This window comes from Empedobacter sp. UBA7248 (assembly GCF_002472945.1).
Lineage (GTDB): Bacteria > Bacteroidota > Bacteroidia > Flavobacteriales > Weeksellaceae > Empedobacter > Empedobacter falsenii_C.
The window spans coordinates 125,706-138,538 of record NZ_DKSU01000002.1 but is presented as its reverse complement, the minus strand read 5'-3'; the positions used below and the strand labels follow the sequence as shown (position 1 = coordinate 138,538).

Genomic DNA, 12,833 nt, shown 5'->3' with positions numbered 1-12,833 from the left:
AATTATGCATTAAAATCAATATTGAATAATGTTTTCAGTTTGATTTCTGCTTCAATTAATTTTTTACGTTTATCGTCAATTTGCTTGTAAACATCTTTTAATAAAGGATTGTTCTCATTTGCATTCGAAAAGAAATGTACATTATTATCCAATTGATTAATCTCTTTTTCTAAATCCTCAATTATTTTACGTGTTTTTCTAATCTCATCATCCAATAAATTTCCATTATTTCCAGATTTTACTTTATTGACAAATGATTTCAACTTATAATCGCTCAATTCATTTTTAGAAAGATTTAAAGCATCTAATTTTTTGTGGTAAACATCTGTAAATTCTTGATTGATTGAAATTTTTTCTGATGGAACTTTTCCTAAATTTGTCCAATTATGTTGAATTTCTTCTAATTGTTTCAACGCCTCATCTTTGTCTTCAGAAATCGTTTGATTTTTGAAATCGTTTAAGAAAGCTTGTTTCTTTTCGAAATTTAGTTCCAATTTTTGATTCGCTTGTTCGTGACGTTTTTTGTAACGATCAAAGAATTGATTACATGTATCTTTGAATTCTTTCCAGATTTTATCTGAATTTTTTCTCGGAACATGACCAATTTTTTTCCAATCATTTTGGATTTTTTTAATCACTTGTACAGAAGCATTCCAGTCTGTGCTTTCCGTATGTTGTTTTGCGATTTCTAACAAAGCCAATTTCTTTTCAAGATTCAGTTGTTGTTCTGATTTTAGATTTTTATAGAAATCATTTTTGATGTGATTAAATTGTCTTGTCACTTCTTTGAAAGCTTCCCAAGTTGCAGAATTTTTATCTTTCGGAACACGTCCAATTGTGATAAAGTTCTCACGCAAAGAGTTTATTTCAGAAATAGCTTTTTGCCAATCGCCATGCGATTTTGTTGTTGCTTGCTCAGAAATTTCTTTGATACGAGCGATAATTTGATTCTTCTTTTCTAAATTATCTTTTTGCTCTTGTTTTATTTTTTCATTCAATTCACCTTTACGGTCATGAATTTTATTTGTTAATTCTTTGAATTTTTGCCACGTTGGTTCGCGCAAATCTTCTTGTACAGGAACGGCTTCTTCTTTCCATAAACGATGCAAATATTGCAATTCATTCAAGGCTTTTTGCACGTTTTGCTCTCCAATTAATTCTTCTGCACGTTTGATAATCGATTGACGAACTTCCAGATTATGTGCATAATCCAATGTTTGCAATTCCTTATTCATATCCAAATATGTGTAGAAATTATCTAAGTGGAAAAAATAATTTTTGAATACATTTTCAGCATTTTTGCTCGGAATTCTTCCTGCATTGTGCCAACGAGTTTTTAACTCACGAAATTTCTTGAACATTGCCGCCGAAGAATCACTTGGTTCTTGATACAAGGCTTTCAATTCGTCAATAATTTCTAAACGTTCTTTTAAATTATCAGATTCCTTTTTTTCGTTTTCTTTATGAAAAACTGCTAATTGATTTTTAAAATCGTTGTAAACAGCGTTAAATTTTGCTCTAAAAGATGTTTCGTATTTAAAATCTAATTCATCACCACCTTCACTTAAGAAAGCTTCTTTTTTCGCAGCTTCATCTTCTTCTAATTTAGCTTTGAATGCATCACGAATTTGATTAAAATGCTCGCGAATCTCTTGAACATCATATTTACTTAATAGATTTTTTGCTTCGTTAATCAAAACATCAAAACTAAATGTTTCGTAATCTTTGAACGAAATATCGCTTATTTTTTCTTGGTTCGTTAACTCTTCCGTTTTATAAGATTCCGTGTTAGAGTCGTTTGTAGTTGCAGGTTTAGGTAATTGTTCTCCGTCTGCATTTTGCAGGTTATCCATTTCAGTATTCATAAGAAATTAAGTTTTGTTTCTCAAATCTAATAAAATTTGAGGACAATATCAAGTCTATTTTGTACGATTATTCCAAATTTTCCAAGATTTTTCGGCTTGTAGAACCAACATTTCGTGGCCATTTTTTATTTTGGCTCCGTTTTGTTGACCATTTTCTAAAAATTTTGTCAATGGTGGATTGTAAATCAAGTCGTACAATAGATGATTTTCGTTAATAAATTGATAGGGTAGAAGTGGAGCGTTTTCAATAGTTGGAAAAGTACCAACTGGCGAACAATTCACAATAATTTGATGATTATGAATGATTTCTTTATTTAATTCATCATAAGAATAATGATTTTCGGTTTTTGTTCTCGAAACAATTTTATAGTCAATTTTCAATAAATCAAGAATATAAAAAACCGCTTTTGCAGCGCCTCCATTTCCTAAAACCAACGCTTTTTTGTGATGAGGTTCTAAAAGAGGTTCTATCGAATGATGAAAACCGTAACAATCTGTATTATGTCCGATTCGTTTTCCATCTTTTATTAAAACCGTATTTACCGCACCAATTGCTTTGGCTTCTGGCGATAATTCGTCCAAAAATGGAATGATTTCTTGTTTGTAAGGAATTGTGACATTAAAGCCCACTAAACCTTCGGTTTCGAATACTTTTTCTACTTCATCGATTTGCTGTAAATCAAAAACATTGTAGACAGCGTCTACAATGTTCTCGTTTTTAAATTTTTCAGCAAAATAAGATTTAGAAAATGAATAAGAAATATTTCTTCCGATTAATCCAAATTGTCTCATTCTTCTGTTTTATTTTTATTGAATTGAGCTTTCATGATTCGGATGATCAACGGCATATTCGCCAATAATATAATTCCGAAAATGAATTTCTCTAAATTATTTTTTACAATGTCAAACTGACCTAATGTGTGTCCCAAAAGCGAAATAACGCCAACCCAAAGCACCGCGCCTATAAAACTATAGGTAATAAATGTGCGATAATTAAGGTTTGTAACACCACAAATAAACGGAATTATAGTACGAACAACAGGCATAAAACGAGCAATAATAATTGCTTTTTTACCATTTTCGTTAAAAAATTCTGTTGCTTTTTCGATATGCTTCTTTTTAAGAAACCATGAGTCTTTTCGTCCTAAAATCCAACCGCCAAATTTGCGTCCAACATAATAATTTACGTTATCACCAAGAATTGCTGCAACCATCAGTAACGGAATAATATATTCGATATGCAAATGGTTTTGGTCATCGCTTGCTGCAATCATTCCAATCGAAAAGATTAGTGCATCTCCAGGTAAAAAAGGCATTAAAAATGACATGATAATTAAACCAGTTTCGGCGAAAATTATCAGGAATAAAATAACATATATCCAATAACCGTAATTATTGATAATGTCCATTAATACCTTGTCTGGGCGTTGAACAAAATTGGTGATAAACTCAATAATAGATTGCATTTTTTATTTTTTAAGCTCTAATTATATCAGCTCCAATAGCACGTAAACGTACATCGATATCTTCGTAACCACGGTCAATTTGATCGATATTATGAATAACAGTTTTTCCTTTCGCAGAAAGTGCAGCAATCAATAAAGACATACCGGCACGAATATCTGGCGAAGTTAATTCAGCTCCTTTCAACGGTGTTTCGTGATTAAGACCAATTACTGTTGCACGGTGCGGATCACATAAAATAATTTGCGCACCCATATCGATTAATTTATCAACGAAGAATAAACGAGATTCGAACATTTTTTGGTGAATCAAAACACTTCCTTTTGCCTGTGTTGCAATTACCAAAATAATTGACAATAAATCTGGCGTAAATCCTGGCCATGGCGCATCAGAAATAGTTAAAATAGAACCGTCAATAAAACGCTCGATTTCGTAATGTTCTTGAGCTGGAATATAAATATCGTCATCGCGTCGTTCTAATTTGATTCCTAATTTTCTGAAAACATCTGGAATAACACCTAAATTTTCCCACGAAACATTTTTGATTGTTAATTCAGATTTTGTCATTGCTGCTAAACCAATCCAAGATCCAATTTCGATCATATCTGGTAAACATGTATGTTCAGTTCCACCTAATTTATCAACTCCTTCAATCGTTAAAAGATTCGAAGAAATTCCAGAGATTTTAGCACCCATTCTGTTCAACATTTTACACAATTGTTGAATGTAAGGCTCGCATGCAGCGTTGTAAATAGTTGTTGTTCCTTTCGCCAAAACTGCAGCCATAATAATATTTGCAGTTCCTGTTACAGAAGCTTCTTCTAATAACATATAAGAACCTTGCAATCCGTTTTCGTCCACTTCTACACCGTAGAAATCTTCGTCTGGATTGAAGCGATATTTTGCTCCTAAAGCAAAGAAACCTTCGAAGTGCGTATCTAAACGACGACGTCCAATTTTATCTCCTCCTGGTTTTGGCATAAAAGCTTCTCCGAAACGAGCTAAAAGTGGTCCCATTAACATGATTGATCCACGTAATGCAGCACCATCTTTGCGAAATTGTTTTCCTTTTAAATAATCTAATCGTAATTCGTCAGCTTGAAAAGTGAAATCTCCTTTTCCATTTTTTTGTGTTTTTACGCCTAAATCACCCAAAATTTCAATCAAACGATTGACATCACGGATGTCTGGAATATTTTTAACACGAACTTGTTCATTGGTTAATAAAACCGCACATAAAATTTGTAGTACTTCATTTTTAGCACCTTGCGGAGTAATTTCTCCTTTCAAAGGTTTCCCTCCCTTTATTTGAAATGTAGCCATTTAGTTGTATTAAATAGTTTTGATTTAACCTTTATTGTTTCGAACGTTTTGGTTTCGATTGTTGTTATTTTGATTATTTCGGTTATTGTTGTTTTGACGATTATTCGAATTTTGGTTATTATTTCGATTGTTGTTATTTTGATGATTACGATTATTGTTTTGGTAACTTCTATTGTTTTGATTATTGTTTGAATGATTATTATTCGAATTCAAACGATCAGGTGAAACCAAATGATCATCAACTTTTCTCAAATCAACTTTACCATCAGATAATTCGTACAAATGATTAAAAATAACTTGATCATCAACTGTATCTTTATTCCAAAGTAAATAACATTTTTTCATATGATTGGCAATAGCAAAGTACAAACCTTCGCGTTTTTCGCCTTCTTCCCACGTTACAGCAACATCAATCATTTTACGAATATTATTTCCGTAATATCTGTATTTATAGATACTTTTTGGATATTCTACTTTATTTGGTTTACTATTTACCGTATCTTTTTTTGTCGGAATTGGATAAGGAGATTTTACATCCAAATCAAATTCTGCCATGATAAAAAGTTGATCCCAAAGTTTGTGTTGAAAATCTGGTACATCACGCAAGTGAGGATTTAATTCTCCCATTACTTCAATTATAATTTCGGCAAATCCGTTGCGTTCTGTTTCGTCTGTTATTGTTTTGCAATGATTTACCATTTCTTGAATATGACGACCATATTCTGGAATAATCAATTGCGAACGAAGTGTATTATATTCCATTAAATTTTCTAATGTATTGGTTACAAATTTACAAAATTCTATCCGATTATTTGGGTAGAAAAGGTGTATTGATTGCTAATTTTTTATTAAATTTTATTCCTTAAAAAACGGTTATAGTCGGAAGAAGATAAACCGTAAAACAAGATTTTGTCTATTTTAATTCAAAATAGTTGAAAATCTTTATCAGCAAGGAAAATTAAGTTAAAACCTTTTGGTTGTCAACAAATATAGTATTTTCTTTTAATAAAATGGAAATTTGGTTATTGTTTGAATGATTTAAGGAATATATTTTTAATCTAAACTTTATCCTCAAATTACACGATTAAATGTATCTTTAGGGCAATTAAACAATAAATTATGAAAATAAAGTCGATAATAGCACTTTTTTTTCTCGCTACCACTTTTACTTTTGCTCAAACAAAACAGATTCTGATTGAAAATGTTAGAATTTTAGATCATGAAACTCAAGCATTAACATCACCGATGAATGTTTTGGTTTCTGGTCAAAAAATTGAAAAAATTAGTTCTGCAAAAATTTCTTCACCTAATCAAGATGTTGTTAAAATTAATGGAGGAGGAAAAACGTTGATGCCAGGTTTAATCGATGTTCATGTACACATGGTATTTGGTTCATTGACGATGGCGCAAATGATGTCGCCAGATATGTCAGAAGAAATGTTAATGAATAAAGTTGGCGAAGCTTCCCACAAAATGTTGATGCGTGGTTTTACGAGTGTTCGTGATGCTGGAGGACCAATTTTTCCTTTGAAACTAGCCATTGATAAAGGTAAAGTTGCAGGACCTAGAATTTGGCCTTCAGGAGCAACGATTAGTCAAACGGCTGGTCACGGAGATTTTAGAACTCCTGATGAACGTTCGCGTCGTTTTTTTGGAAAAGCATCTCGAGCAGAGGAATTAGGAGCTACTTTTATTGCTGATGGAAGAGATGAAGTTTTGACAGCAACAAGAGAAAATTTACGCTTTGGTGCGAGTCAAATCAAATTAATGGCAGGTGGTGGAACATCTTCTGCTTATGATCCGATTGATGTTACGCAATATACTTTTGACGAAATGAAAGCTGCAGTTGATGCTGCTGAAGATTGGGGAACGTATGTAATGGTACATGCTTATACGCCAAGAGCTGTTCAACGTGCTGTGGAAGCAGGAGTGAAGTCAATTGAACATGGTCAAATGTTAGATGAAGAAACATTGAAAATTCTTGCTAAAAAAGGTGTTTGGTTAAGCCTTCAAAATTTGATGGATAATAATGAAAACATGGACGAGAAGCGAAAAGAAAAACGTAAACCAGTTTTGGATGGTCAAGATAAAGTTTGGCCATTAGCAAAAAAACTTGGTGTGAAGCTCGCATGGGGAACGGATTTCTTGTTTGAACCTGAGTTGAATGATGAGCAAAATAGTTATATTTTACGTCTTCAAAAATGGTTTACAAATGCTGAAATTCTGAAAATGATAACACAAGATAATGGAGAACTGTTGCAATTATCTGGTTTAAGAAGTCCATATCCAGGGAAATTAGGAGTTGTAGAAGAACAAGCTTTAGCAGATTTGATTTTGGTTGATGGAAATCCGTTGAAAGATTTATCATTAATAGCTAATCCTGATAAAAACTTTTTAGTGATTATTAAAGATGGTCAGATTTATAAGAATACAATTAAAACGAAAAAGTAAAATTATCATACATCATAAAAAAAACGAGGTTAATTTTTATTTACCTCGTTTTTTTAGTTATAAAAATTAGAAATTTTAGATCTTATTTATCGGCTTGAAATTTGTTGAAAAAGTCAATGGTTTATTTATAAAAATGTTTATTTTGAATAAGTAAAACTGTAATTTAATAATTAAATCTTAATAAAAATGTCAATACCAGAGAATGTTTATTATAGAGTAATTCTTCCAGAAGATGAGATTAAAGCTACTTTACTTATTGTCCATGGTATGCAAGAACATAGTGGGCGATATGAAAATTTTGCAAAGTATTTAGCTGACAAAGGAATTCTAGTTTTGTTATATGATCATTTAGGACATGGAAAAACAGCTAAAATAGAAGAAGATTACAGTTTTTTCTGCTTAGATAATCCAAAAGAAAATTTAATAAAGACGGCAAAAGAGTTAGCTAATTTGTTAGAGAATGAATACCCTTTATTACCACATTTTATTTTGGGGCATTCAATGGGATCGTTTATAACACGTTGCCTACTTCAAGAATATGGAAATCACTTTGATGGTGCTATAATTATGGGAACAGGAGGTAGAATTCCTGGAATTAAATTATTGAGTAGTTTTTTAAGTCTTCTAAATAAATTGATTCCTCATAAAAGAAGTCAATTACTTAATACTATTTTTTCAAAATCGAATAATAAACATTTTCAAAATGAAGAAAATTTTCATGAGACTAATTGGCTTAGTTTAGATGAGTTAAATCGTTTAAATTTTCTGAAAGATCCTCTTTGCGGAATACCTTTCACTGTTAACGGTTTTTATACTTTGATTAATTTAAATATACAAGCAACAAAAAAGAATTGGGCAAAAGATATACCTCAATCTTTACCTATTTATTTTGTGAGTGGAGCAGATGATCCAATTGGTGATTTTGGTAAAGGAGTTTTGCAATCGTATAAAGATTTAAAGCAAAATGGATTTCAATATGTAACAATGAAACTATATCCAAACTTGAGACATGAAATATTGAATGAATCTATCAAAGATGAAGTATATCAAGATATTGTAGATTGGTTAACGGTTTTGATAAATCATAAAAAAATAGAGCAAAAAGACATTTAATAAATCTTTTTGCTCCAAAAAAATTATTCTCCTAAAAGAACACCAGAAACATTCCAATAACTGAAACTATTTCCTTCAGGTTTTCCTTGCGGAATTTTTACTTGTATACTATGTTTTCCGGCTTTTAAATTGCCCAAATCTATAAAATAAGGATTTGTAATTGTTCCTGGACACCAATTAGAACGACTATAATCAGATGATGATAAACCATTGTCAAAATTACCAGAAGCTGGATTGTAAGCGCGATAAGAACCACAATCTTGTCTCCAAGGAACTATATTAAATACTTTTTGTCCATCAAGAAAAATACTATTTTCTTTCGGCACAAATTCATCTCCATTTTCCCAACCACCATGTCCAGTTGTTGTAAAACGTAATTTAGCATTATTGTAATCTTCTTTCAACGTGAATTCTACTGTAAAATCATTCGGATTTTCGAACAAAGTAGGGTATTCTTGTCCAGCCATTTCCATCACATTTGCAGTATTGAAAATTGGTAAAGCCTTTTTAATTGGCATTGTTGTAGAACCTGATGGATGAACAGAAATATTGGCAGAAATAATATGTCCACCTTGATCATAATTTCCAATGAAGAAACCAATCAAAACTTCTTGATTAGATAATAAACCTTGGAATTCTGTGATTTCTTGACGATATTTTGCTTCGGTTTCCCAAGTTTGATTTTTTAATTGAATATGATTGAATTTATTAATTCCAAAAGGTGTGAAAAATCGCATTAATTCTATCGTTGGCGAATAATTTTCTGTCAAAAAATAACCTTGGTATTTCTTGTTATTTGCTGATGTATAAATTGGTAATTCATTGATTCCTTTTTGCAAACCATCCATAAATGTAATTTTAGAATCACGCGGGATCAAAAAAACAGAACCTGTTCTGTCGTAAGCATCACCATTTGATTGTTGCGAAACATTTAAGAAAACTTGGCTTCCTACTTTAATTTGAGGAATTTTAATTTTTCGAACTACAACAGTTCCATTTGCAAAACGATAAATTGAATCATTTGAAGAAAAATCTTTACTAAAATTAACTTGTTGATGTGATAAAAGTGGAATATCAACGAATTTACTTTTCCAAATAATGTCTTTATATGTCAACAAATCAACTCTATTTTGATGCAATTCTTTTTGGATAAATTGACTTGGAATCAAATCTTTTTCGCGTTCTATTTTCGAAGCTCGAATCGTTGAATTATTATTTCGTGTAAGTTCTAACACAAAACCTAAATTCATTCCAACCATTGTTGGAGAGGCATTCAATTCCATATTGTCAACAAACCAAACGTCTATTGTATTCGAATTAATATTTGTTGTTGCTTTTTTACAACGTAAACCTAAAATTCGTTTTGTTTCTTTAGAAATCGTGAAAACAGATTTATTAAACGCGACAGAATCATTTGTAATAATAGAATTAGTCGGGTCAAATTGTGTAATCAAGGAAATAATTGATGGATTTGTTTTGGTATAATAAAACATTTCATCAGGATAATTTGAAGAATTACTAAAACTTTGTTGCTTTCCAATAACGGTTTCTTTTGTATTCGCAATAACTTGTATGGGGTTATTTTCTTCGACTTTCTTTCCATTCGAAAAGCGTTCATACGTAATTTTATAGGTTTCTTGTGCATCAAGAAAAATAGCCTGAATACAAAAAATGATAAGTAGAATTGATTTCAATTTCATGTGTGATAAATAAAAAAGGTTTACAAACGAATTGTAAACCTATAAAAATATCTGATTGTATGAAAAAATATCTTATACAAAAGCATTAATTCCTGTCACATCTGCTCCAGTAATCAATAAATGGACATCATGCGTTCCTTCGTATGTAATTACAGATTCAAGATTTGCAGCATGTCGCATCATAGGGAAATCGCCTACAATTCCCATTGCTCCAATAATTTGACGAGATTCTCTCGCAATATCAATAGCCATTTTTACATTGTTGCGTTTTGCCATAGAAATTTGTTCAGGAGTTGCTTTATTTTCGTTTTTCAACGTTCCTAATCGCCAACATAACAACTGAGCTTTCGTAATTTCTGTAATAAATTCAGCTAATTTTTTCTGCTGTAATTGATAAGAAGCAATCGGTTTTCCAAATTGTGTTCGTTCTAATGAATATTTCAAAGCAGATTCATAACAATCAATTGCAGCACCAATTACACCCCAAGAAATTCCGTATCGAGCCGAATTTAAACACGATAAAGGTCCACGTAAACTACTTACTTCTGGTAAAATATGAGATTCTTCGATCTTCACATTTTCGAAAACTAATTCACCTGTTTTTGAAGCTCTTAATGACCATTTATTCAAAGTTTCTGGTGTTGTAAAACCTTGCATATCGCGTTCTACAATTACACCACGAATTTTTCCTTCTTCATCTCTTGCCCAAACAACTGCAATATCACAAATTGGTGAATTTGTAATCCACATTTTTGCTCCATTTAAGATATAATGATCACCATTTTTAGTCAAACGAGTTTCCATTCCGCCAGGATTTGAACCGTGATTTGGTTCAGTTAATCCGAAACTTCCTACAAATTCTCCTGAAGCTAATTTTGGTAAATATTTGCGTTTTTGTTCTTCTGATCCAAAAGAAAAAATTGGATACATCACTAACGAAGATTGTACAGATGCAGCAGAACGAACAGCCGAATCGCCGCGTTCTAATTCTTGCATGATTAATCCATACGACATTTGATCTAAACCAGCGCCTCCATATTCTTCAGGAATATAAGGTCCTAAAGCGCCAATTGCACCTAATTTTTTCATTAAATCTGGAATGTCTTTGTGATGTTGCGCAGCATCATCTATAACAGGTTTTATTTCGTTGTCCACAAAATCTCGAACAGATTGACGAATTAATTTATGTTCTTCGGTTAATAAATCATCAATCTTAAAATAATCTGTAGTTGAATTCATTTTATGCGGTTTTATTTTATTAAATCTAACGATTATTCACTAAATTAAAAATTATTCTGAATAATATTTATTAAAAATTTTAATTTATGAAACTTTTGACTAATTTAGGTAAAAGTTAAAAACACAAAATAACACAAAAAAATGATAGAAAACGAATTAAAAGAATTAGGTATTTCTTCCGAAAATCTCGGAACATCGACAGGAAATACTTGGTTTGGAAAAGGTGAAGAGCTTTCTTCTTACTCGCCAGTAGACGGAAAATTGATTGGAAAAGTTAAGTCATCAACCAAAGATGATTATGAAGAAGTGATAAAAAAATCACAAGTTGCTTTCAAAGAATGGCGAATGATTCCTGCTCCGAAACGAGGAGAGATTGTGCGTCAATTTGGAGAGAAACTTCGTGAGAAAAAGGCTTCTTTGGGAAAATTAGTTTCATATGAAATGGGAAAATCTTATCAAGAAGGTTTAGGTGAAGTGCAAGAAATGATCGATATCTGTGATTTTGCGGTTGGATTATCTCGTCAATTATATGGTTCGACAATTCATTCTGAAAGACCTTTGCATCGGATGTACGATCAATATCATCCGCTCGGAATTGTAGGCGTGATTTCTGCGTTCAATTTTCCAGTTGCGGTTTGGTCTTGGAATACGTGTTTAGCGATGGTTTGCGGTGATGTTGTTATTTGGAAACCAAGTGAAAAAACACCTTTGTGTGCGGTTGCGTGTCAACATATTTTAGCAGAAGTTTTAAAAGCAAATAATGTTTTAGAAGGTGTTTCTTCTTTGGTAATGGGAGATAAAGCAATTGGTGAATTAATTGCGCAAGATGCTCGTGTGGCTTTGGTTTCTGCAACAGGTTCTACGCGAATGGGAATCGAAGTGAATAAAGTTGTTGCAGCACGTTTGGGTAAAACAATTTTAGAATTAGGTGGAAATAATGCAATTATTGTCACACCTGATGCAGATTTAAAAATTATGTTAACTTCAGCTGTTTTTGGTGCGGTTGGTACGGCTGGACAGCGTTGTACAACAACAAGACGTTTGATTGTTCACGAATCGATTTACGATAAAGTAAAAGAATCGTTGGTAAATGCTTACAAACAAATTAAAATAGGTAATCCGTTGGATACAGCAAATCATGTTGGCCCATTAATCGATAAATATGCGGTTGAAATGTACTCAAATGCTTTAGATAAAATCAATCAAGAAGGAGGAAGTATTATTGTTGAAGGAGGAGTTTTAGAAGGAAATGGTTTTGAAAGTGGTTGTTATGTAAAACCTGTAATTGCTGAGGTTGAGAATCATTATAAAATTGTTCAACACGAAACTTTTGCTCCAATTTTATATTTAATCAAATATTCTGGAGATGTGTTAAATGCCATCGAAATTCAGAATAATGTAGCGCAAGGTTTATCGTCTTCTATCATGACAAATAATCTTCGCGAAGCTGAATTATTCTTGAGTCAACAAGGTTCTGATTGTGGAATTGCAAATGTAAATATCGGAACTTCTGGTGCTGAAATTGGTGGAGCTTTCGGTGGAGAAAAGGAAACTGGAGGTGGACGTGAGTCGGGTTCGGATGCTTGGAAAGCGTATATGCGACGACAAACGAATACAATTAATTATTCGACAGAAGTGCCATTGGCGCAAGGAATTAAGTTTGATTTTTAAAAAATTA

General features: G+C 32.0%; 10 protein-coding genes. 3 read left to right on the top strand and 7 right to left on the bottom strand.

Annotated elements, in window-relative coordinates; genetic code table 11:
• Positions 1-2: 2 nt before the first annotated feature.
• The 5 genes from B4A23_RS00770 to B4A23_RS00750 are packed head-to-tail and all read right to left on the bottom strand — an operon-like array spanning position 3 to position 5,414.
• Positions 3-1,865 (bottom strand): DUF349 domain-containing protein, encoded by a 1,863-nt coding sequence (locus B4A23_RS00770; protein ID WP_291115748.1) that lies wholly within the window; start codon positions 1,863-1,865, stop codon positions 3-5.
• 54 nt (positions 1,866-1,919) lie between these two features.
• Positions 1,920-2,657: a shikimate dehydrogenase family protein gene (locus B4A23_RS00765; RefSeq protein ID WP_291115745.1), complete on the bottom strand. Its 738-nt coding sequence runs from the start codon at positions 2,655-2,657 to the stop codon at positions 1,920-1,922.
• Positions 2,654-3,331 carry a DedA family protein gene (locus B4A23_RS00760; RefSeq protein ID WP_291115742.1) on the bottom strand — a complete coding sequence of 226 codons (678 nt, stop codon included), beginning with the start codon at positions 3,329-3,331 and terminating at the stop codon, positions 2,654-2,656. The genes B4A23_RS00765 and B4A23_RS00760 overlap by 4 nt, the downstream gene beginning before the upstream one ends.
• Before the next feature lie 10 nt (positions 3,332-3,341).
• Positions 3,342-4,652 carry a UDP-N-acetylglucosamine 1-carboxyvinyltransferase gene (gene murA, locus B4A23_RS00755; protein ID WP_180906395.1) on the bottom strand — a complete coding sequence of 437 codons (1,311 nt, stop codon included), beginning with the start codon at positions 4,650-4,652 and terminating at the stop codon, positions 3,342-3,344.
• A 24-nt stretch (positions 4,653-4,676) separates the two neighbouring features.
• Positions 4,677-5,414 (bottom strand): DUF4290 domain-containing protein, encoded by a 738-nt coding sequence (locus B4A23_RS00750; RefSeq protein WP_291115738.1) that lies wholly within the window; start codon positions 5,412-5,414, stop codon positions 4,677-4,679.
• Between the two features lie 357 nt (positions 5,415-5,771).
• On the opposite strand from B4A23_RS00750, the gene B4A23_RS00745 reads away from it, so the two are divergent.
• Positions 5,772-7,103: a metal-dependent hydrolase family protein gene (locus B4A23_RS00745; protein WP_291115735.1), complete on the top strand. Its 1,332-nt coding sequence runs from the start codon at positions 5,772-5,774 to the stop codon at positions 7,101-7,103.
• 186 nt (positions 7,104-7,289) lie between these two features.
• A complete protein-coding gene (locus tag B4A23_RS00740; RefSeq protein ID WP_291115732.1) occupies positions 7,290-8,216 on the top strand; it encodes an alpha/beta fold hydrolase in 927 nt (308 codons plus the stop codon).
• A gap of 23 nt (positions 8,217-8,239) precedes the next feature.
• On the opposite strand, the gene B4A23_RS00735 is transcribed toward B4A23_RS00740, so the two are convergent.
• Together B4A23_RS00735 and B4A23_RS00730 are read right to left on the bottom strand one after the other, a co-directional pair.
• Positions 8,240-9,916, bottom strand: coding sequence for a PNGase F N-terminal domain-containing protein (locus B4A23_RS00735; protein WP_291115729.1), 1,677 nt, complete (start codon positions 9,914-9,916; stop codon positions 8,240-8,242).
• Positions 9,917-9,988: 72 nt separating this feature from the next.
• On the bottom strand, positions 9,989-11,155 hold the full coding sequence (locus B4A23_RS00730) for an acyl-CoA dehydrogenase family protein (protein WP_291115725.1): 1,167 nt from the start codon (positions 11,153-11,155) through the stop codon (positions 9,989-9,991).
• Positions 11,156-11,296: 141 nt separating this feature from the next.
• On the opposite strand from B4A23_RS00730, the gene B4A23_RS00725 reads away from it, so the two are divergent.
• Complete coding sequence (locus B4A23_RS00725) at positions 11,297-12,826, top strand: aldehyde dehydrogenase family protein (protein WP_291115722.1); 1,530 nt, start codon at positions 11,297-11,299, stop codon at positions 12,824-12,826.
• Positions 12,827-12,833 lie beyond the last annotated feature (7 nt).

Coding starts and splice junctions, on each gene's coding strand:
- B4A23_RS00725 (WP_291115722.1), top strand. CDS start 11,297: ATGATAGAAAACGAATTAAAAGAATTAGGTATTTCTTCCGAAAATCTC.
- B4A23_RS00745 (WP_291115735.1), top strand. CDS start 5,772: ATGAAAATAAAGTCGATAATAGCACTTTTTTTTCTCGCTACCACTTTT.
- B4A23_RS00770 (WP_291115748.1), bottom strand. CDS start 1,865: ATGAATACTGAAATGGATAACCTGCAAAATGCAGACGGAGAACAATTA.
- B4A23_RS00730 (WP_291115725.1), bottom strand. CDS start 11,155: ATGAATTCAACTACAGATTATTTTAAGATTGATGATTTATTAACCGAA.
- B4A23_RS00735 (WP_291115729.1), bottom strand. CDS start 9,916: ATGAAATTGAAATCAATTCTACTTATCATTTTTTGTATTCAGGCTATT.
- B4A23_RS00740 (WP_291115732.1), top strand. CDS start 7,290: ATGTCAATACCAGAGAATGTTTATTATAGAGTAATTCTTCCAGAAGAT.
- B4A23_RS00750 (WP_291115738.1), bottom strand. CDS start 5,414: ATGGAATATAATACACTTCGTTCGCAATTGATTATTCCAGAATATGGT.
- B4A23_RS00765 (WP_291115745.1), bottom strand. CDS start 2,657: ATGAGACAATTTGGATTAATCGGAAGAAATATTTCTTATTCATTTTCT.
- murA (WP_180906395.1), bottom strand. CDS start 4,652: ATGGCTACATTTCAAATAAAGGGAGGGAAACCTTTGAAAGGAGAAATT.
- B4A23_RS00760 (WP_291115742.1), bottom strand. CDS start 3,331: ATGCAATCTATTATTGAGTTTATCACCAATTTTGTTCAACGCCCAGAC.